Here is a 19,285-nt window from a genome sequence, read left to right on the forward strand (position 1 = left end):
AGACCGGGGCCGCGCCGCAAGGGGCGGCCTTTCGTTTTGCGCGGGTCCGTTCCTGCAAGGTCTGTCCGCGCAATGCCCGTTTGCCCGGCTTCCTTTGCCCGGTTCCGTTCGTCAGGGGCCGTTCGTCAGGGACCGTCTGTGTCAGAGGGGCGGTTTGCGCGGGGGCCGTTTCCCGGGACGCCGGTCGCGTCAGGCGCTGGCCTGCATCCGGTGCCGCCCGAGTGGCAGCATCATCGGCTGGCCCGAGGTCGGGTCGGTCACGACCCGGCAGTCGAGCCCGAACACCGCCTTCACCGTTTCCGCCGTCAGCACCTCTTCGGGGCGGCCCTGCGCGTAAAGCCGCCCGCCCGCCAGCGCGACCAGATGATCGGCGTAGCGTGCCGCGAGATTGAGATCGTGCAGCACCATGACGATGGTCGTGCCGCGGCTGTGGTTCAGGTCGGTCAGCAGGTCCAGCACCTCGACCTGATGGGCGATGTCGAGAAAGGTCGTGGGCTCGTCGAGCAGAAGCAGCTCGGTCTCCTGCGCCAGCGCCATCGCGATCCAGACCCTCTGACGCTGGCCGCCCGACAGCTCGTCGACCGCGCGTTCGGCCAGATCGGCGGTGCCGGTGGCCTCAAGCGCCGCGGCCACGGCCTCGTGATCCTGCCGCGACCAGCGCGACAGCAGCCCGTGATGCGGATAACGCCCGCGCCCGACCAGATCGGCGACCGCGATGCCTTCGGGCGCGACCGGCGCTTGCGGCAAAAGCCCCATCCGGCGGGCGAGGGCACGCGGCGCCATGCGGTGGATCTCCTTGCCGTCCAGCAGCACCTGACCCCGGGCAGGTGCCAGCAGCCGGGCGATGCAGCGCAAGAGCGTGGACTTGCCGCAGGCATTGGCGCCGACGATGGCGGTGATCTGTCCGGGCGGCACGGCCAGGGTCAGCCCGTCGAGGATGGTGCGCTCGGCGTAGCCTGCCTGAAGATCGCGGACGAGCAGGGGTGGGGCGGTCACATCGAGCCTCCGCCGCGGTTCACGCGGATGATGAGATACAGAAGATAGGGCGCGCCCAGCACGCCGGTCACGACCCCGACCGGATAGCGCGAGGGCAGGAGGCTCTGGCCCGCGAAATCTCCGGCCAGCACCAGGCCCGCGCCGATCAGCGCGGCCGGGATCAGCACCGAGCGGTCGGGCCCGGCCAGACGCGCGGCAATCGGCCCCGAGAGGAAGGCCACGAAGGCGATCGGGCCGGTGACCGAGGTCGCGACGGCAATCAGCCCGACCGCCGCCAGCGTCACCAGAAGCCGGGTGCGGCCCAGCCGGACGCCCAGCGCCGCCGCCTTGTCATCGCCCAGCCGCAGCGCCTCGAGATCGCGCGACAGCGCCAGCAGCAGTCCGCCGAAGACAACAAGCGCGGCCAGAAGCGGCCCGGATTCGGCCAGTTGCACGCCGTTGAGGCTGCCCGCAAGCCAGCGCATCGCCTCCTGCAGGGTCCAGGTGGGGGCGATCGACAGGATATAGGCGATGGCGCTGTCCAGCATGGCCGAGATCGCGATGCCGATCAGGATCAGCCGCGCGCCCGCGACCCCGTTGCGCCAGGACAGAAGGTAGATCGCCAGGGCCGCGGCCAGCCCCATGGCCAGCGCGAAGACCGACACCTCGGGGCCGCGCCAGCCCAGCACGACGATGGCAAAGACCGCCGCAGCGCTGCCGCCTGCGGTGATGCCGACGATATCGGGGCTGGCCAGCGGATTGCGCAGCATGGTCTGGAAAGCCGCGCCGCCCAGCCCGAAGCTCATCCCGGCCAGCACCGCCAGCACCGCGCGGGGCAGGCGCAGCTCGCGCACGGCAAAGCTCGCGCCCGGCACGTCGCCGCCTGCGAGAACCCGCAGCACGTCCAGCAGCGGGGTCAGCGTCGGGCCCGAGATCAGGACCAGCGCCACGCCCGCGCAGAGCAGCACGCCAAGTCCCAGCGCGATGCGGGTCCGGCGGCGGGCTCTGGCGCGCCCGGCGGCGGCGATCCGGTTGGCGAGGGCCGCGGTCATAGCGCGGGCAACCGGCGGCGGCGGACGACCCAGATGAAGAAGGGCGCGCCCAGAAAGGCGGTGACGATGCCGACGTCAAGCTCGGATGGCCGGGCCAGCACCCGCCCCGCCACATCGGCAGACAGCAGCAGGATCGCGCCCGCAAGGGCGGCGAAGGGCAGCTGCCAGCGGTGATCGACCCCGACCAGCAGGCGGCAGACATGCGGCACCACCAGACCGACGAAGCCGATGGGGCCGCAGATCGCGGTGGTCGCGCCGCAGAGCAGCACCGCACCCAGCGCGGCGATGCCACGGGTCCGCGCCACCCGAAGGCCAAGCCCCGCGGCGGTGTCGTCGCCCAGCGCCAGCAGGTTCAGCCCGCGCGCCGACAGCAGCGACAGCGTCAGCCCGACGGCCAGCACCGGCAGCATCGGCAAGAGCGCCTCGAAGGTCGCACCGCCGACGCCGCCCACTTGCCAGGACCGGACGCCGCCCGCGATATCGGCACGGGGCAGGGTGACGGCCAGCGTCAGCGACGAGGCCGCAATCGAGGTCGCGGCTCCCGCCAGCGCCAGTTTCAGCGGCGTGGCGCCGCCCTGTCCCAGCGTGCCGATGGCATAGACCAAGCCCGCGGCAAGGCCCGCGCCCAGGATGGCAATCCAGATATAGGCCGACAGTGTCGCGATGCCGAACCAGGCGATGCCGATCACAACCGCCAGAGCGGCGCCAGCATTGACGCCCAGAATGCCCGGATCGGCCAGCGGATTGCGGGTCACGCCTTGCATCACGGCGCCCGCCAGCCCCAGCGCCGCGCCCGCCAGCGCCGCCAGGCAGGTGCGCGGCAGCCGCGCCGCCACCGCCGCCCCGCCGATGCTGTCGGCGCGCCCGCCGATCCCCGCGAGGATGTCGCCCCAGCCGACCGGCCGGGTGCCGACTGCGACTGACAGCGCGCCGGCCGCAAGGAAAAGCCCCAGCGCCGCGACCAGCCAGCCCAGCCGTGCGCGGTCCGCCCCGCCGATGCGGGACGGGCCTTCGGCGGATGCCGCGCTCATTCGGCGGCCCGCGCCGCCTCGGCCAGACGGTCGGCGTAGTCCCCCAGTACCCAGGGGATCGACAGCGGCGTCGGACTGGCGGCGGTGCCGACCGCATCATCGCCCAGCATCACCACCGCGCCCTTGGCGACGGCCGGCATGTGCGAGGTCAGCGGGTCGGCCTGCAATCGGTCCAGCAGCGCCTGTCCGCCATAGGTGACAAGGATGTCGACATCGTCGAAGGCGTCGATCCGCTCGGCGCTGAAGGCGCCTGCGAACTGGCCGTCGCCGCTGGCCTCCTCGACGCTGCGGGGCAGGTCAAGCCCAAGATCCTTAAGGTATTTCACCCGCGTGTCGGCGGCGGTGTAGAACCGCACCACGCTGAGATCGCGGGTGTCGAGATGGGTCACGAACATCGCCGACTTGCCCGCAAGTTCGGGATGCCGGTCGCGCGCCTCGGCGATCTCGCCCTCGATCCGGTCGATCAGCGCCTCGGCGGCCTCGGCGCGGCCAAGACCCGTGCCGTTCAGCCGGATCGTTTCGCGCCAGTCGCCGGACCAGGGCGCGTCGCGATAGGCCACGACCGGGGCGATCTTGCTGAGGATCTCGTAATCCGACCGGCTGAGCCCGGAATAGGCCGCCAGGATCACGTCGGGCCGGGTCGCGGCCACGGCCTCGAAGTCGATGCCGTCGCCCTCGTCGAACAGGACCGGGGTCTCGGCGCCCAGCTCCTTCAGCCGTGCCGCGACCCAGGGCAGCAGCCCGTCGCCGTCATCGTCGCCGAAATTGGCGCGGGCAAAGCCCACCGGCACCACCCCCAGCGCCAGCGGCACCTCGTGATTGGCCCAGGCCACGGTCGCCACGCGCACCGGCTGTGCCGTGAGGGTGGTGCTGCCGAAGGCGTGCCGGACGGTCAGCGGATAGTCATCGGCGGCCGCCGGGAGGGGATGCGCCGCCATCGCGACAAGGCCCAGGCAAAGACAAAGGCGGGGGAGGTTCGACATTTCGGAGGCCTGAAAGGTTGACAATTTTGGTCAACATTTCATCATCGCCCGGCAGGGTCAAGCCGCCGCGCCTCTCTGGCCGCCGGATCGCCGGAGGTCAAGGTGCCCGACAGAAAAACTCGGAAATGGCTGTACCTCGGCGGCACGAGCGTCTAGAGGCGGTCGGGATCGATAACGCGCCGTCATCCGGGGCCGGGGGCCCGCGGACAGGTTCGTTCCCTCGTCGCAAGGCAAGCGATCCGGAGGCCGCAGCGCGCCGGTAGCCAGCGAGAAAAAATCAATCTTGTGGAACAGACGATGCAGAATCAGACCAGAGACCCCAGGCCTGCCGCGGGCGGGCGCCGCTCTTCCATGGCGCGGCTGATGGGCTGCAGCGCGCTGGCGGCGCTTCTTCCGGGCCTTGCGCTGGCGCAGGCGGGACGCGCCCCGGCGGATGCCTACGACCTTGAACCCATCGTGATCGAGGCGCAGTCGGACGACGAGACCAGCATCGTTGCGACCGAAGTGACCGGCGGCAGCGGGATGGCGACCGATGTGCTGGACACGCCGGCGGCGGTGTCGGTCATCACCGCGCGGGAGATCCGCGAGCGGGGGGCTGCGAGCGTCGAGGAGGTCCTGCAATACACGCCCGGCGTGGTCACCGATTTCTACGGCTCGGACGACCGGTTCGACTTCTTCCGCATTCGCGGCTTCGACGCTTATACCTATCGCGACGGGCTGAGCCTCGGGTCGGCCTTCGGCAATGTCCGCGAGGAAGCCTATGCCTTCGAGCGGGTCGAGGTGGTCAAGGGCGCCAACTCGACCACCTTCGGCGTCTCGGACCCCGGCGGGTCGGTGAACTATGTCACCAAGCGCCCCCGGCAGGGCCGCTTCGGCGAGGTCTATGGCACACTCGGGTCCTTCGACAGTCGCGAGCTTGGGGTCGATTTCGGGGACGACCTGACCGGCGACGGCACGCTGTCCTTCCGGCTGACCGGCAAGCGCCGCGAGGCCGAGAAGGAATACGATCATTCGCAGGACGACGAAACCTTCCTGATGGGCGGTCTGACCTGGCGCCCGAGCGCGGCGACCGAGCTCAGCTTCGTTCTGGACTATCTCAAGCGCGACGACGTGCCGGGCAGCGGCGGCCATCCGGTCGGCACCGATCTGTCGCGCTCGGTCTTCCTGGGCGAGCCCGATTTCAACTATCGCGGTACCGAACGCAGCACAGCGACGCTGAGCCTCGATCACGATTTCGGCGGCGGCCTGACCCTGGGGTCGATCCTGCGCTACAGCGATACCGAAAGCGATTTCGGCTATGCCTATATCTCGGGCGCCTCGGCTGCGGGCGGGACCTGGGCCAGCCGGGATTTCTTTGCCAATGACAGCGACTCGCACGGTCTGGTGGCCGATGCGCATCTGCAATACGACACCTCCGTCGGATCGGTCGACAGCCGGACACTGGTTGGGGTCGAACTGTCGCAAAGCCGCGCGGCCTCGACCAACTGGTTCACGGCGGCGCCCGATATCGACTGGACGAACCCGGTCTATACCGGCGGCATCGATCTCGGCACGCTGGCCCCCTATCGCGACCTGCGCACCGACCGCGAGGGCAGGGCGATCTACCTGCAGCAGGAACTGACCTTCTCCGACCGGGTGATCGTGACCGCGGGCCTGCGCCATGACTGGCTCGATATCGACGAGACGAACCGGCTGACCGGCGTCACCTCCAGCGCCGATTACAGCGAGACGACGGCCCGGCTCGGCCTGACCTGGAAGATCACGCCCACGCTTTCGACCTATGCCTCCTATGCGGAATCGGTCGTTCCGGCCTCGATCGGGCTCGACCCCGAAAAGGGCGAGCAATACGAGCTGGGGGTCAAGTACCGCCCCGGCAACGGCCGGGCGCTGTTCACGGCCGCGATCTACGACCTCAGCAAGACCAACATCACCCGGACCAATCCCGCGACCGGCTTCGACGACACCATCGGCGAGGTCGAGGTGCGCGGGATCGACCTCGAGGCCAAGCTCGACATGACCCGCAATGTCAGCCTGACCGCTGCCTATTCCTATCTCGACTCCGAGATCGTCGAGAACGGCACCCGGGGCAACGAGGGCAACCAGCTGTCCTTCGTGCCGCGCAACATTGCCTCGCTCTGGGTCAACTACCGCCTGCCCGGCGCGGGGCGGCGGGGCGACATGACCTTCGGGCTCGGCGCGCGCCATACCGGGTCCTACTGGTTCGACGACGCCAACTCGATCTCGACCGGCAGCGCCACGGTCTTCGATGCGTCCTATACCTACGATCTGCGCAAGGACACGCAGCTGAGCCTCAATGTCTCGAACCTCTTCGACGAGAAGCATGTGGCCTATGGCGGGTTCGGGGCCGATTTCTACAACCCCGGCCGCAAGATCAGCGCCACGTTGCGCCGCAGCTGGTAGGCCGGGCCAGGCGGGGCGGCCAGGGTGTCGCCCCGTCCGGCCCTAGGGCAGGCCGTGCCCGTCCCAGACCCGCCAGTCCGTTTCGGACCCGCGAAAGACGTTGATATCGACCGGCCCGGCCACCCCGTCGATCCGCCCGGTCCCGGTGTATTGCCAGAAGGTCCAGGGCGTGCCAGGATAGGTCGTCGCGGGCGGCCCGGCGACCGAGCGCAACCAGAAGCCCGTGCCCGGCAGCCGGGTGATGCCGGTGTCGCGGGCGAAATCGACCGTGGTATAGATGACCGGCCGTCGGCCGTAGTGCCGTTCGACGATATCGAGGAAAGTCGTGGCCTCGGACCGCACGGTGGCGGCATCCGGCCTGACCCGGCAGGTCGGCGAAAACGGGTTCCATTCCATGTCCAGCATGTGCGGCAGCCCGTCGGCGCTTTTGGGCACATTGGCGATGAACCAGCGCGCCTGCCGCTCGGCCGGGGCGCAGAAGTAGAAATGGTGATAGGCGCCGCGCGTCACGCCGGCCCGGCCCGCACCCGTCCAGTGCTGGCCGAACATCGGGTCGCTGTCCTCCATCCCCTCGGTCGCCTTGACATAGACGAAGGACACGCCCGCCTTGCGCACCCTCGGCCAGTCGATGGCGCCCTGCCAGCGCGAGACGTCGATGCCGTGCACCGGAAAGGCGCGGGGTCCGGCGCCGGTCCAGTCATGCGGGTCGTGATCGTCGAAGCGCGGCCGCGCGGCCGCGGCCAGGCGCAAGGGGGCGGCGCGGTGCGGCTCGGCCGTCGCGGCGGGCGGGGGCTGGCGCCCCGGCGACGGGCCGCAGGACATCAGCGACAGGGCCAGAAGCAGAACGAGTGTCTTGTGCGGCATTGGTCCGGACGCTCAGGGGATGCCCTGCCATTTGGCCCCGAATCCGGTCCGCAGGCAACGGTTTCCGGCGGCTCCGGGCGGCCGGGGCAGGGCGGCCGCGCCGGGAGGGGGCTGCGGTCCAAGCGTAACCAGAACGTTTTAGTCAGGTATTGCGCCGGCCGCGCCGCTGTGGTTCTTTGCGCGCGATCGTTCCAGCCAGATGCGAGGACCAAGTCCCGCCGCCAGAGGACAGATTGACCGTTGGATCGCAGGGAATGGAACGCGCGATGGGCATATCTCACTTTGGAGCCGCTGCCGCGGCCTGTGTCTTCATGTTGGCGCAAGGCGCCCGGGCCGAGGAGGCCGGGCCGCATCTTGCGATCGAGCTGAACGCGGTCGCCCCCGCCGAGACCGGCTGCCTGATCAGCTTCATGGCCCGGAATGGGCATCCGGCCGCAATCGAGCGTGCGGTGTTCGAAACCGTGCTGATCGACCGCGCGGGACAGGTCGAGCGGCTGACCTTGTTCGATTTCGGCGAATTGCCCGCCGGGCGGCCGCGGGTGCGGCAATTCTCGATCCCGGGGCTCGCCTGCGACGATCTCGGGCAGATCCTGATCAACGGCACCAGCGCCTGCGAGGCGGGCGCGCTGGGCGAGGCGGCCTGCGCCGAGGGGCTCGATCTCAGTTCGCGCACCGATGTGGAGCTGATCGGATGATCGGGGCGGCGGTCGAGCTTTTGCGCCGGGTCGCCGATCTGGGCGGTCCGGTCGTGCTGATCCTGATCGGGGTCTCGGTGCTGACGGTGGCGGTGGTGATCTACAAGCTCTGGCAATTCGCGGCGGCAGGCGTCGGGCGGCACCGGGCGCTGACCGAGGCGGTGGCGGCCTGGGATGGCGGCGACCGGGGGCTGGCGCGCGCCGCGCTCGGGACCTCGCGCAGCTATCTGCGCCCGGTGATCGAGCTTGCCATGTCGGGCCAGACCGATCCCGAGCGGCTGGGCGCCGAGGCCGAGGCCTGCTTCGCCCGTCTGGAACGCGGCTTCCGCCTGCTTGATTCCGTGGCGCAGCTGTCGCCGCTGCTGGGTCTCTTCGGCACCGTTCTGGGCATGATCGCGGCGTTTCAGGCGCTGCAGGCGGCGGGCACGCAGGTCGATCCGTCGATCCTGGCGGGGGGCATCTGGGTGGCGTTGCTGACGACGGCGGTGGGGCTTGCGGTCGCGATGCCGACCGCACTGATCCTGAGCTGGTTCGAAAGCCGGATGGAGGCCGAGCGGGTGCTGGCCGAAACCGCGATCCATACCGTGCTGGCCCCGTCCCGGCCGCACGGCATGCCGCGTGCGGGCGGGGCGTCGGCGGGTCCGGTCCATGCGTAGGCGACGGCGGCCCCTGTCGCTGACGCCGCTTGTCGACGTGATCTTCCTGCTGCTGCTCTTCTTCATGCTCAGTTCGACCTTCACCCGCTTTGCCGAGATCGACCTGTCGGCCGCGGCGCCGGGCGGGGCTGCGGCCACGCCCGACACGAAACCGCTTTTCCTGCAGCTCGCCCCCGAAGGGCTGCGGCTGAACGGCCGCGACATGCCGCTTGAGGCTCTGGCCGACACCCTTGCCTTGGCTCCGGCCGAGGGTATGGCCGCGGACGCGCAGCCGGTGCTGGTGGCGCTGCGCGGCGCGGTCAGCGCCCAGCGGCTGACTGACCTGCTGGTGGTTCTGCGGGCGGTGCCCGGGATCCGTGTCACCGTTCTGGGGGCGTCATGACCGCGAAATCCCGCCGCGCCCCGCGCGAACCGACCATCGCGCTGATCAACATCGTGTTTCTTCTGCTGATCTTCTTTCTGGTCGCGGGCACGCTGGCCGCACCGCTCGATGCGACGCTGAAACTCGTCGATACCGAAGGGCTGGAGGGCGCGGCCCCGGCCGATGCGCTGGTGCTGCATGCCGACGGCCGGATCACCCGGCAGGGCGCCGAGATCACCCCCGAGGCCTTTGTCGAGGCGCTCGACCCCGATGCCGGGACCGATACGGGCGCGACGGTGCGGGTTATCCCGGATCGTGAGGCGCCCGCCGCCGATCTGGTGGCGCTGGCGCGCGCGCTGCGCGCGGCCGGAGCCGGGCGGGTCGTGATCGTGACCGAACGGGGGCTGCGATGATCCCGTCCTCCCGCGCGGGCAAGGTTCTGGCGCTGGGCCTCGCGCTTGGTGCCCATGGGGCGCTGGCTTTGGTGCTGGTGCCGCAGACCGAAACCCGGATGGAAGGCCGCGCGGGTGCTGTCGAGGCGGCGGTCGGTGCCAGTTTCGCCGACATGGCGGCGGGGCGGCTGACCGCCGAAAACGCCGAAACCGTGCTTGAGGCCACGGCGCCGCCCGAGCCGGTCGCCGCCAGGCCGCCCGACCCGGTCGAGGCGGTGCAACCCGCGCCCGCCGAAGCCCTGCGCCCGCTGCCCGAGGCCGCGCCGCAGCCGCAGCACCCTGCACCTCAGGCCGCCGAGCAGCCCCCGCCGAAGGCCGCCGAACCGCCGCCGCCCGAGACGGTGAAGGCTGAGCCCGACCGCCAGCCTCGGGCCGCGCCCCGGGGCAATGCCGACCGCAATGCCCGCGCCGGTCAGGCGGCGGGCACCGACCGGGCACAGGCCGCCACCAGCGGCAGTGGCGGGGCGACCGCCGAGTCCGGCAATGCCGCAGCCTCGAAATATCCGGGCCTGGTGATGCGGGCGCTGTCGCGGGTGCCGAAACCCCGCATCCGCGCGCGTGGCGCTGCCGTGGTGGCCTTCCGCCTCGGGGCCGATGGCAGCCTTGCCTCGGCCTCGGTGGTCCGCAGCTCGAGTTCGGCCGCGCTCGATCAGGCGGCGCTCCGGATCGTCCAGCGCGCGGCCCCCTTCCCGCCGCCGCCCCCGGGCGCCCAGCGCAGCTTTTCGATCCGGATCGAGGGGCGGTAGGACGGGCGGTGTCTGCCCCGATTCAGAGGGTCACGACCAGCTGCCTCCCGCGATGGGGGACGATCTCGAATCGGGTGTCGAAGACCTCTTCGAGGATCTCGGCGCGCAGCACCTCGGCGGCCCCGGCCGCGGCGATCACCCGGCCATCTTTCATTGCCACCACCCGGTCGGCCCAAAGCGCCGCCGCGTTGATGTCATGCAGAACGACCACCACCGCGCGGCCCTCGGGGCCGGGGCGCGAAAGATCGTGCAGCCGGGCCATCAGGTCGCGCGCATGGCGCGGATCGAGCGCGTTCAGCGGCTCGTCAAGCAGCAGCCAGGGCGTCGCCTGGGCATAGGCCATGGCCACCATCGCGCGCTGGCGCTGGCCGCCCGACAGGGTGTCGAGAGGCCGTTCGGCCAGTGCGTCGAGCTCGAAGGCGGTCAGCGCCTCGGCGACGACGCGGGCATCCTCGGGGCCGGGCCGCCCGGCATGATGCGGCCAGCGGCCGAAGCCCACCAGCTCGGCCACCCGCAACCGGCTGGCGACCGTGGGCGATTGCTGGAGCAGCGCCACCTGCCGCGCCCGCCGTCGGTCGGGAACCGCGAAAGGGTCGAGCCCGTCGATCCGCACCGTGCCTGCGCCGGGGCGCGCAAGCCCCGCGATGCAGTGCAGCAAGCTCGACTTGCCCGCACCGTTCGGTCCGATCAGCGCGGTGATGCCGCGCGGCGCGAGGTCCAGCGCGACCTCGTGCAGGATCGGCGTGGCACCTGCCGCGTAGGACAGCGATCGGACCTCGATCATGCGGATCTCCTGTTCAGGACGAGGGCGAGGAACAGCAGCCCGCCGAAGAATTCCACCAGCACGGCCAGCGTCGAGTGCAGGCCCAGAAGCCGCTCGAACACGAATTGCCCGGCGACGAGGATTGCCGCGCCCGAGAGCCCGGCCGCGGGCAGCAGGACCGCATGGCGGTAGGTGCCCGCCAGCACCCGGCCCAGCGCTGCGGCGATGAGGCCCAGAAAGGTCACCGGCCCGACCAGCGCGGTCGAGACCGCGACCATCGCCGCAACAAGCATCAGCGCCGCGATGGCCAGCCGGTCATGGGCAAGGCCAAGCCCCCGCGCCGTCGGCCGGCCCAGCGCCGCGACGTCCAGTGCGGGCGACAGGACCATCGCGATCGCGGCCGCCCCGACCAGAACGACGGCGGCCATCCAGAGCGCGCCGGAGGGCACCGAGCCGAAGCTGGCAAACATCGCCTGCTGGACCACGGCGAATTCGGACGGGTCCAGCATCCGCTGGGAAAGCTCGGCCAGACCGCGCAGCAGGACACCGAGGATCACCCCGGTCAGGATCATCCGCGTCACGTCGCCCGCGCCCCGCCGCAGCAACAGGCCGAACAGCGCGGCCGCGGCCAGCGTCAGCAGCGCGGTTTCGGCCAGGAACCGGCCGAACTCGGGCAAGAGCGCATAGCCAAGCCCGCCCAGCGTCGCCACCAGCGCGGTCTGCAGGAAGATGAACAGGGCGTCGATCCCGACGATCCCGGGGGTCAGAAGCCGGTTCGCGGCCACGGTCTGGAACAGCACCGTCGCCATGCCGGTGGCGGCGCCCACAAGGATCAGCGCGGCGAGCCGGGTCGCGCGCAGCGACAGGATGAACCCGGTCGGGCCGCGCAAGTGCCAGAACAGGAAGACCAGCGACAGCGCCGCCAGCAGCCCGGTCAGTGCCCAGAGCCTCAGGGCGGGGCGCAAAGGCGGCAGCGCAGTCTCAGCCATTACGCGCCGGTCCCGGAGCGGCATAAAGCAGCCAGAGGAAGACGCCCGCGCCGAAGACGCCGAAGACGGTGGCCGCCGGGATCTCGTAAGGCGCCCGCAGCACCCGGCCGAGGATGTCGGCGGCCAGAACCATGGCCGCCCCCCCGGCCGCGACCAGCGGCAGGTTGGCGCGCAGGTTGTCGCCGCGCCAGCGCGACACGAGGTTCGGGGCCACCAGCCCGACGAAGGGCAGGGCGCCCACCGTCACGATCACCAGCGCGGTGATCGCCGCGACGGCGACCAGGCCCAGGGTGCGGGTCTGGGCATAGTTCAGCCCGAGGCTGCGCGCCTGGGTCTCGCCCAGACCCAGAAGGGTGATCCGGTCGGCGGCCGCATAGACCAGCAGCGCCAGCGCCGCGATGCCCCAAAGCAGCTCGTAGCGGCCCTGCACCACGCCCGAGAACTCACCGAGCCGCCAGATCCCCAGATACTGGACAAGATCGGTCGTCCAGGCCAGCCACAGCCCGGCGGCGCCGAGGATGCCGCCATAGATCAGCCCGACCAGCGGCAAGAGCATCGGGTCCTGGCGCGGGATGCGGCGGGCGAGCGCCAGAAACCCCGCCGTTCCGATCAGCGCCGAAGCCGTCGCGGCCGCCATCTTCCAGACGGGCGCGGCGCCCGGCGCGATCAGGGTGATGCCCAGAAGACCCAGCATCGCCGCCTCGGGCGTGCCGGTCAGGGCGGGCTCGACCAGCCGGTTCTGCACTGTCTGCTGGATCACCACGCCCGCCAGCGCCAGCCCCATCCCGGCCAGAAGCGCTGCCGCCGTGCGCGGGAAGCGGCTGACCGCGATCAGCCAGCCGGTGCCGAGATCGCCCGAGAAAAGAGAGGCCGCGCCGATGCAGAGGCTCAGCCCCGCCAGCGCCGCCAGCGCGGTGCCGAGCCCCAGCCAGAGCCGCAGCCCGGCCGTCATGGGCGGTCGGCGGAAAAGGCCGCGACGATTTCGTCGAGCGTGTGCATCATCGACTGCACCCCGCCGCCCGCGATATAAAGCGGCCCGCTGTCGAGGTAGACGATCTGGCCTGCTTGCGCTGCTTCGGTGCCTCGGACCAGCGGGTTGTCAAGCGTCGCCGCGGCCGCCTCGCCGCTGGCGCCGATGGCCGCGCCGCGGTCGATGGCGAGGATCCAGTCGGGGTCGGTCTCGGCCACGAACTCGAACGAGATCGCCTCGCCATGGGTGGCGGCGCCCAGATCGGGATGCGCCTCGGGCAGACCCAAGGCGGTGTGCAGCCAGCCGAAGCGGCTGTCGCGGCCATAGGCCGAGATCTTGCCGCCATTGGTCAAGAGGATCAGCGCGTTGCCCTTGTCCGCGACGGCCGCGCGGGCGGCGGCGATCCGGGCATCCAGCGCGGCCTCGAGCGTTGCGGCCTCGGTCTCGCGCCCGAAGAGGCGGCCATAGGCCTGCAGCCGGGCGCGGGTCTCGGCCAGCATGTCCTGCCCGGTCACGGTCATGTCGATGGTCGGCGCGATCCGCGCCAGCGCGGCGGCCTGGCCCGAGGACCGGCTGCCGACCACGATCAGCCCGGGATCGAGGATCGCGAGCGCCTCGAAATCGGGCTCGAAAAGCGTCCCGATGCTGGTCGCGCGCCCGGCTGCGGCGTCGAGATAGGCCAGGTAATGCGGCTCGGGCACGCCCGCGACGTCGATCCCCAGCGCGTCCAGCGTGTCGAGAGCGGCGATGTCCATCACCGCCACCCGGGGCGGGTCGGCGGTCAGCTCGGCCGGGCCGGCGGCGGTGTCGAGCGTGACGGTACGGGCGGCTGCCGGCAGGCCGAGGCAAAGCGCCAGGGCCAGCGAAGCCAGACTGCGGCTCAGCATGATGCGTCCTTTCCTGCGATGGGGGCGGCCACGGACTGGCGGTGCGCTGGCGGTGCGCTGGCGACGTCCGGGGATCTTGCCGGGTAGCGGTGCTGTGATCGGTCAGGCCCGGATAGCGCCTTGCCCGCGGCCGGGGCAAGACCTAAATCGACAAAAAAAGTCAGGAATGCATCATGACCCTTCTTCACGACACCGGCGTCTTTTCCACCCCCAAGGCGAGCAGCTATCTTCAGCAGCTTTGCAAACATTTCGCCCACAAGGTCGCGGTCGAGTACGACGCGGACCACGGCCGCGTCGCGCTGCCTCCGGGCGAGGCCAGCCTTTCGGCGGAGGACGGCGTTCTGACCGTGACGGTCAGCGCGGTCGATCCCGCGGCGCTGGAACTGGCCCGCAACATCGTCGACAGCCATCTGGCCCGCTTCGCCTTCCGCGAGGGTTTCGAGAAGATGGGCTGGCGCGGCGCCTAGGCCGCACCGCCCGCCGGTGCGGGGCAGAGCAGGGGCCAGGGAAAGGCACATGCCCGCCCCGTCCGGTCTCAGAACCGCCAGCGGGCACTGACCCCGAAGGTCCGGCCCGGCTCGTTCAGCGCGACGACGCGGCTGTAGTTCAGCCCGTCCGAGCTGCGGCTGGCATAGGTCTCGTCCAGCAGGTTGCGCACGTCGAACCGGATCTCGACCCCGTTCAGCCGGGCGGGGGCATAGGTCGCATGCAGGTTCAGCACCTCGTAGCCCGACAGGTCGGTCGGCGTGTCGGTGTTCTTCAGCGCGATTTCCGCCGATCCGCCCAGCCGCCAGGCGGGCGTCAGGTCCAGCCCGCCTTCAAGCGCGATGATATGCCCGACCGGACGGCCATAGTAATAGGACGTGGTACCGACGGTGTCGCCATCGAGTTTGACATCGGCATAGGTGTAGTTCAGCCGGGCGAAGCCGTCGCTGCCCTGCCAGCCGATCGACCCCTCGACCCCGCGCGAGGTGACATCGGCCAGTGCGCCACGGTCAGCGCCTGTGGGCAGCACCGCGTTGAGATCGTCGATTCCGGTGTAGAAAACCGCGCCGCTGACCGACCAGGGGCCGGTCTCGTAGCGCAGGCCCAGGCGGCTTGCGGTGCTGCGCGAGGTGGTGAAGCCGTCATAGGTCCAGTCGCCGCCGAAATTGACCAGCGCTGCCTCGCCCAGCTCGTAGCCGCCCCAGGTCGAGGCGATCCCGGCATTGAGCGTCAGCCGTTCGGTCAGCACCACATCGACCGAGGCATTGGCGCTGAGCCCGCTGCCGTCGAACTCCTGTCCGTCAGCGGCGTCGAACTCCTGCGTGTCGTAGCGCAGCCCGTAGGAAACCGAGACCCTGTCGGTCAGGTCCTGCCGCGCCTGGGCGAAGAGGCCGACATTGGTCATGCTCTCCTTGCCGCGGCTGTCATAGGGGGCGGTGCCGCGCCCGCGCCCCTTGGCGGTCTCGTCGAAGAAGTCGAGCCCGGCGGTCAGGGTGCCGGTGCCGATCTGCCATTCGTTGCTGGCGCTGCCGCTGAGGCTGGTATTGAGCCCCCAGGCGCCGACGACGTCGACCTCCTGCTCGTTATAGGACAGTTGCAGCTTGGGCGCGAACCAGCCTTCGGGGGCCTCGTCGGTATAGCCCAACGTGAACGAGCTGCGCCGGGCATAGCCGTCGACCAGCACGCTGTCGCCCGAGGTCAGCCCGGCGAAGTCGGGCCGGATGAAGTAAAGCCCGTTGCCGCCCAGCTGCGCCGCCCGGCGGCCCTCGTCCTCTGTTTCCGAGGCGCTGAAGGTCAGCCGCTTGCCCGATGGCGTGGTGAAGCCAAGCTTGGCGGTATACGAGCTCAGGTCGGGCTCGGTCCCCCTCATGGTGGTGCCGTCGCCGTCCTCGTACTCGCCGCCGATCTCGCGCGTGCCGCTCAGCAGGTAGTCAAGCCCGCCCTGCTGGCCGAAGACCGTCAACGCGCTGCGCAGGTCGGTGCCGTTGGTCGAGGTGCCGATGCTGGCGATCCCGCCGAAGCTCTTGCCGGGCTCCAGCAGGTCGCGGGCATCCTTGGTCTCGTAGGCGATGGACCCGGCCAGACCGCCCGGGCCGGCATCGGCCGGGGCAAGGCCCTTGGTCACCTCGACCCGCTTCAGCAGTTCCGGGTCGATCAGCACGTTGCCGGTGTGGTGGAAGGCGCCCTTGTTCTGGCGCGCGCCGTCGATGGTGACCGACAGCAGGCTTTCCTCTATCCCGTTCACGAAGACCTTCTGCGCAATCGCCGCGCCGCCGCCCACCGTGACCGAGGCCTCGCCCTGGAACACGTCCTTCACGCTGGACGGGTTGCGGTTTTCAAGGTCCTCTGTGGTGACTTCGGTATTGCCCAGAAGGTCCTGGGCTTCTGCCCCCTCGATCCGCAGGGTGCCGAGATAGGTCTGGTTGGTATCCTGGCCGAAAGCGGCGCTGCCTGCCCAGCAGGCGCCCAGAAGCAGCAGGCCTCGAGAGGTCCGGTTCATGCGTTGTCCCCATTCTGCGTGTCACATGGCTGGACAGCGCGTCCGGGGACGGGCGATCTGGCTTTTGCTGTTCGCCGGGCAGAACAGCGGCGTATATCTGACGGTTTTAGTCGTTCTTCGCGTAGATACGAATTTGCGCCGCACATGCAAGAACGGAATCGGCGGTCGCCCTCTACGACCTGCCAGGACGTCGCCCCGCAGCGCGCGGGTGGCGCGGTTTTGGGCATTTCGATCTGTCGGACGCGCCGTTGCGTGGCGAAAGGTCGCGCCGCGCGGCCCGATCCTCGGGTCGGCATTGCGCGGCCCGGGATGCGCTATGTAGCTTAAATGCAGAACGCTATCCGCGAGAGGCAAGGATGACCGACACCAGCGACGACGCCCCGTTCCGGATCGCCGCGATCCCGCTTTTGGAAGATCTGGCCATCGACGCGCTGCTGGCGGAGGTCGTGGCGGCCCTGCGCGCCGAGGGCGCCCGTGTCGCCGGGTTCCGTCAGGGCCGCGGCCCGAATGGCGGCATGGCGGTCGAGGACCTGACCGGCGGCGGCGTCTTTTCGATCTCGCAGGATCTGGGGCCGGGGTCGCAGGGCTGCAAGCTCGACCCGCAGGGGCTGGCCGAGGCGGCCTGCGCCGCGCTGGCCGCACTCGAGACCGCGCCCGACATGCTGATCCTGCCGCGCTTCGGCAAGGCCGAGGTCGAGGGGCACGGGTTCCGCTCGGTGATCGAGCGCGCCTGCGAGCGGCAGGTGCCGGTGCTGGTCGCGGTCAAGGCCGATTGCACCGAGGCCTGGGACGACTTCACCGGCGGGGTGGCCGACCGGCTCGTGCCCGACCGGGCGGCGGTGCTGGACTGGTGCCGGGCCGGGACCTGCGCCCGGGTCTGACGGTCTTAGGTCCGATCTGCGTCACAAGCGACCGGCCTGCCGGGCCCACGGGGACCTAGGGCAGGGCCAGGATCACATGGCTCGACTTGATCAGCGCGGTTGCGGCGTCGCCCGGGGCCAGCGCCAGCGCCTCGGCGCTTTCGCGGGTGATCGTCGCGACCAGCGTCTTGTCGCTTCCGAGATCCAGCACGATCTCGCTGTTCACCGGCCCGTCGGTGCGCCCGGTGACGGTGCCGGTCAGCCGGTTGCGGACCGACATCGGCCCAAGCTCGTGCCCCTTCGCGAGGATCACGAAGCTCGACTTGACCAGCGCGAAGACCTCGATGCCGGGGGCAAGCCCCATCTCGGCGGCGCTGTGGCCGGTGATGACCGAGGCCAGCGTCTGGCCGCCGCCGATATCCATCTGCACCTCGGCGCTGACCGGGCTTTCGGTCACCGAGGTCACGGTGGCGCGGTAGGTGTTGCGGGCCGAGGTCTTCATCATCAGGCTCCAGAGAATGTCGCCGGGGTCGAGGTCGATCTGGCTGTCGAGCGAGGCGACCACCCGTTCCAACCCCTCCTGGATCGCGGTGAAGGCGGCGATGATCTTCTCGCCCGCGGGGGTCAGCGCCGCGCCGCCGCCCGCGCGCCCGCCGGGGGCGGCGCTGACCAGGGGGCTTGCGAAGATGTTGTTCATCGCCTGCACCCCGTCCCAGGCGGCCTTGTAGGACAGCCCCACCTCGCGCGCAGCCGCCGAGATCGACCCGGTCCGGCCGACCGCGGCCAGAAGCGCCACCCGGTCGGCGCCCATCCGCGCCCCGGGCCGTTCCAGCGTCAGCGCACTGCGCACTCCAACCGGCATCGCCGTCTCGCTCCTTTCGCAGACATCGCCCCGTCTTAGCGCGAAGGCGCCCGGCCCGCCACCGCTGAGTGGCATGCCACCGGGCGGGGTGTCGCTGATCTTGGGAACAGGCGCGCCTTTGCGCGCATCCCGCCACCGGGACGCCTTCGATGGCGCCGCTTTTACGGGCATTCTGCCCGGTCGGACAGCGACCCCGCACCAGAGAGATCGCCGCGGCGGGGCGGCCTCTTGCCAGCCGTTATATAAGTGGTGAACATAGCGAAAATCCCCTTCGCCGCCAGTGCGCGGCCAGACGCGAAAGGAAGACGCATGGAAAAGGTCATGGCCGAGATCCGGGCGGGCGAGGTCTGCGCCCCGCTGCCGCAGACCGGCGATGCGACAGTGTGGTTCGTCGGGCGGCTCAGGACCCCCTGGACGTCGCCGCGCGATTGCCCGCGCCAGGGCGACCGCACCGCTGGCCCGGTCTGCCGGATCGAGATCGACCCGCGCTGGCGCGAGGCGCTGGCCGGGATCGAGCGCAAGGAAAACCTGCTGCTTCTGTACTGGATGGACGGGGCGCGGCGCGATCTGGTGCGCCAGAGCCCGCGCAATGACGGCGAGACCGTCGGCACCTTCGCGCTGCGCTCGCCCAACCGGCCCAATCCGGTGGCCTGTTCGGTGGTCACGCTTCTGGGGCGCGAGGGCGATGTGCTGCTGGTGCGGGGGCTCGATTGCGTCGACGGGACGCCGCTGATCGACCTCAAGCCCGACTATGGCGGGCGGCCCTGCCCAGAACACTGAGCCCGGAACACTGAGCCCGGAACACTGATCCGCGGGTTTCCCCCGGCGGGGGCGGGCAGGAGGGCAGGCAAGGGGCAGGGGAGGCAGGCTCGGGCCCGCCCCCCGGGACGGAAGGATCAGTCCTTGCCGACCAGAACGTCGCTCGACTTGATGATGGCGCTGGCCTTGTCGCCGACCTTCAGGTTCAGGTCGGTGGCGGCCTCGTTGGTGATCGAAGCGGTGACGATGGCGCCGCCGCCCACGTCGATCTTGACATGGGTCGTGACGGTTCCGGTCTCGACCGCGGTGACGGTCCCGGCGAGGATGTTGCGTGCGCTGAGTTTCATCTTGTCATTCCTTTCCCGATGGGCCGACCCGTCGGGCCGGCACGTCCGGCCTGCTGCCGGTCTCTCTTGTTCGGACGGGGCAAGGCCTTTTGCAATATAAGAAAAATCTACATAACGACCCGCTGGT

21 protein-coding genes are annotated in these 19,285 nt (G+C 70.4%); 9 read left to right on the top strand and 12 right to left on the bottom strand.

From position 1 onward, the window contains the following. Window positions 1–189: 189 nt before the first annotated feature. The 4 genes from BYZ73_RS04880 to BYZ73_RS04895 are packed head-to-tail and all read right to left on the bottom strand — an operon-like array spanning window position 190 to window position 4,041. Complete coding sequence (locus BYZ73_RS04880) at window positions 190–996, bottom strand: ABC transporter ATP-binding protein (protein ID WP_112315107.1); 807 nt, start codon at window positions 994–996, stop codon at window positions 190–192. Then, complete coding sequence (locus tag BYZ73_RS04885; RefSeq protein WP_112315108.1) at window positions 993–2,027, bottom strand: FecCD family ABC transporter permease; 1,035 nt, start codon at window positions 2,025–2,027, stop codon at window positions 993–995. The genes BYZ73_RS04880 and BYZ73_RS04885 overlap by 4 nt, the downstream gene beginning before the upstream one ends. Continuing rightward, on the bottom strand, window positions 2,024–3,058 hold the full coding sequence (locus BYZ73_RS04890; RefSeq protein WP_112315109.1) for a FecCD family ABC transporter permease: 1,035 nt from the start codon (window positions 3,056–3,058) through the stop codon (window positions 2,024–2,026). The genes BYZ73_RS04885 and BYZ73_RS04890 overlap by 4 nt, the downstream gene beginning before the upstream one ends. Continuing rightward, window positions 3,055–4,041: an iron-siderophore ABC transporter substrate-binding protein gene (locus BYZ73_RS04895; RefSeq protein ID WP_112315110.1), complete on the bottom strand. Its 987-nt coding sequence runs from the start codon at window positions 4,039–4,041 to the stop codon at window positions 3,055–3,057. Before BYZ73_RS04895 ends, BYZ73_RS04890 begins: the two co-directional genes overlap by 4 nt. 297 nt (window positions 4,042–4,338) lie before the next feature. Here BYZ73_RS04895 and BYZ73_RS04900 point away from each other — a divergent pair, with 297 nt between their 5' ends. Continuing rightward, entirely contained in the window at window positions 4,339–6,462 is a 2,124-nt protein-coding gene (locus BYZ73_RS04900; protein ID WP_112315169.1) for a TonB-dependent siderophore receptor, read from the top strand. 42 nt (window positions 6,463–6,504) lie between these two features. On the opposite strand, the gene BYZ73_RS04905 is transcribed toward BYZ73_RS04900, so the two are convergent. After that, a complete protein-coding gene (locus BYZ73_RS04905) occupies window positions 6,505–7,326 on the bottom strand; it encodes a glycoside hydrolase family 25 protein (RefSeq protein ID WP_112315111.1) in 822 nt (273 codons plus the stop codon). 311 nt (window positions 7,327–7,637) lie between these two features. Between BYZ73_RS04905 and BYZ73_RS04910 the strand changes: the two genes are divergently transcribed. From BYZ73_RS04910 to BYZ73_RS04930, 5 genes are read left to right on the top strand one after another with little or no spacing between them, the layout of a single operon-like run. Beyond that, on the top strand, window positions 7,638–8,021 hold the full coding sequence (locus BYZ73_RS04910; protein WP_112315170.1) for a hypothetical protein: 384 nt from the start codon (window positions 7,638–7,640) through the stop codon (window positions 8,019–8,021). Beyond that, complete coding sequence (locus BYZ73_RS04915; protein WP_112315112.1) at window positions 8,018–8,677, top strand: MotA/TolQ/ExbB proton channel family protein; 660 nt, start codon at window positions 8,018–8,020, stop codon at window positions 8,675–8,677. Before BYZ73_RS04910 ends, BYZ73_RS04915 begins: the two co-directional genes overlap by 4 nt. Then, window positions 8,670–9,059: a biopolymer transporter ExbD gene (locus tag BYZ73_RS04920; RefSeq protein WP_181497961.1), complete on the top strand. Its 390-nt coding sequence runs from the start codon at window positions 8,670–8,672 to the stop codon at window positions 9,057–9,059. Before BYZ73_RS04915 ends, BYZ73_RS04920 begins: the two co-directional genes overlap by 8 nt. Beyond that, the gene (locus BYZ73_RS04925) at window positions 9,056–9,451 is read left to right on the top strand and encodes an ExbD/TolR family protein (RefSeq protein ID WP_112315113.1); all 396 of its coding nucleotides are present in this window, start codon (window positions 9,056–9,058) and stop codon (window positions 9,449–9,451) included. Before BYZ73_RS04920 ends, BYZ73_RS04925 begins: the two co-directional genes overlap by 4 nt. After that, the gene (locus tag BYZ73_RS04930; protein WP_112315114.1) at window positions 9,448–10,236 is read left to right on the top strand and encodes a TonB family protein; all 789 of its coding nucleotides are present in this window, start codon (window positions 9,448–9,450) and stop codon (window positions 10,234–10,236) included. Before BYZ73_RS04925 ends, BYZ73_RS04930 begins: the two co-directional genes overlap by 4 nt. Before the next feature lie 22 nt (window positions 10,237–10,258). On the opposite strand, the gene BYZ73_RS04935 is transcribed toward BYZ73_RS04930, so the two are convergent. From BYZ73_RS04935 to BYZ73_RS04950, 4 genes are read right to left on the bottom strand one after another with little or no spacing between them, the layout of a single operon-like run. Further along, window positions 10,259–11,020 carry an ATP-binding cassette domain-containing protein gene (locus BYZ73_RS04935; RefSeq protein ID WP_108026295.1) on the bottom strand — a complete coding sequence of 254 codons (762 nt, stop codon included), beginning with the start codon at window positions 11,018–11,020 and terminating at the stop codon, window positions 10,259–10,261. Continuing rightward, window positions 11,017–11,988 (bottom strand): iron chelate uptake ABC transporter family permease subunit, encoded by a 972-nt coding sequence (locus tag BYZ73_RS04940; protein WP_108026297.1) that lies wholly within the window; start codon window positions 11,986–11,988, stop codon window positions 11,017–11,019. The genes BYZ73_RS04935 and BYZ73_RS04940 overlap by 4 nt, the downstream gene beginning before the upstream one ends. Next, window positions 11,981–12,940, bottom strand: a complete 960-nt coding sequence (locus BYZ73_RS04945) for an ABC transporter permease (RefSeq protein WP_112315115.1) — start codon at window positions 12,938–12,940, stop codon at window positions 11,981–11,983. The genes BYZ73_RS04940 and BYZ73_RS04945 overlap by 8 nt, the downstream gene beginning before the upstream one ends. After that, complete coding sequence (locus BYZ73_RS04950) at window positions 12,937–13,845, bottom strand: siderophore ABC transporter substrate-binding protein (RefSeq protein WP_112315116.1); 909 nt, start codon at window positions 13,843–13,845, stop codon at window positions 12,937–12,939. The genes BYZ73_RS04945 and BYZ73_RS04950 overlap by 4 nt, the downstream gene beginning before the upstream one ends. Before the next feature lie 173 nt (window positions 13,846–14,018). Between BYZ73_RS04950 and BYZ73_RS04955 the strand changes: the two genes are divergently transcribed. After that, window positions 14,019–14,312 carry a DUF2218 domain-containing protein gene (locus BYZ73_RS04955; protein ID WP_112315117.1) on the top strand — a complete coding sequence of 98 codons (294 nt, stop codon included), beginning with the start codon at window positions 14,019–14,021 and terminating at the stop codon, window positions 14,310–14,312. Window positions 14,313–14,380: 68 nt separating this feature from the next. Here the strand turns inward: BYZ73_RS04955 and BYZ73_RS04960 are convergent, their stop codons facing one another. Then, entirely contained in the window at window positions 14,381–16,330 is a 1,950-nt protein-coding gene (locus tag BYZ73_RS04960) for a TonB-dependent receptor (RefSeq protein ID WP_112315118.1), read from the bottom strand. A 356-nt stretch (window positions 16,331–16,686) separates the two neighbouring features. Here BYZ73_RS04960 and BYZ73_RS04965 point away from each other — a divergent pair, with 356 nt between their 5' ends. After that, the gene (locus tag BYZ73_RS04965; protein ID WP_108026307.1) at window positions 16,687–17,211 is read left to right on the top strand and encodes a DUF2478 domain-containing protein; all 525 of its coding nucleotides are present in this window, start codon (window positions 16,687–16,689) and stop codon (window positions 17,209–17,211) included. A gap of 55 nt (window positions 17,212–17,266) precedes the next feature. On the opposite strand, the gene BYZ73_RS04970 is transcribed toward BYZ73_RS04965, so the two are convergent. Continuing rightward, window positions 17,267–18,052 carry a TOBE domain-containing protein gene (locus BYZ73_RS04970; RefSeq protein WP_108026309.1) on the bottom strand — a complete coding sequence of 262 codons (786 nt, stop codon included), beginning with the start codon at window positions 18,050–18,052 and terminating at the stop codon, window positions 17,267–17,269. 309 nt (window positions 18,053–18,361) lie between these two features. Between BYZ73_RS04970 and BYZ73_RS04975 the strand changes: the two genes are divergently transcribed. Further along, a complete protein-coding gene (locus tag BYZ73_RS04975; protein ID WP_108026310.1) occupies window positions 18,362–18,832 on the top strand; it encodes an SAM-dependent methyltransferase in 471 nt (156 codons plus the stop codon). Between the two features lie 116 nt (window positions 18,833–18,948). On the opposite strand, the gene BYZ73_RS04980 is transcribed toward BYZ73_RS04975, so the two are convergent. Then, window positions 18,949–19,158, bottom strand: coding sequence for a TOBE domain-containing protein (locus BYZ73_RS04980; protein WP_108026311.1), 210 nt, complete (start codon window positions 19,156–19,158; stop codon window positions 18,949–18,951). Window positions 19,159–19,285 lie beyond the last annotated feature (127 nt).

Origin of the sequence: Rhodovulum viride (assembly GCF_003265965.1) — a bacterium.
Taxonomy (GTDB): Bacteria; Pseudomonadota; Alphaproteobacteria; order Rhodobacterales; family Rhodobacteraceae; genus Rhodovulum; species Rhodovulum kholense.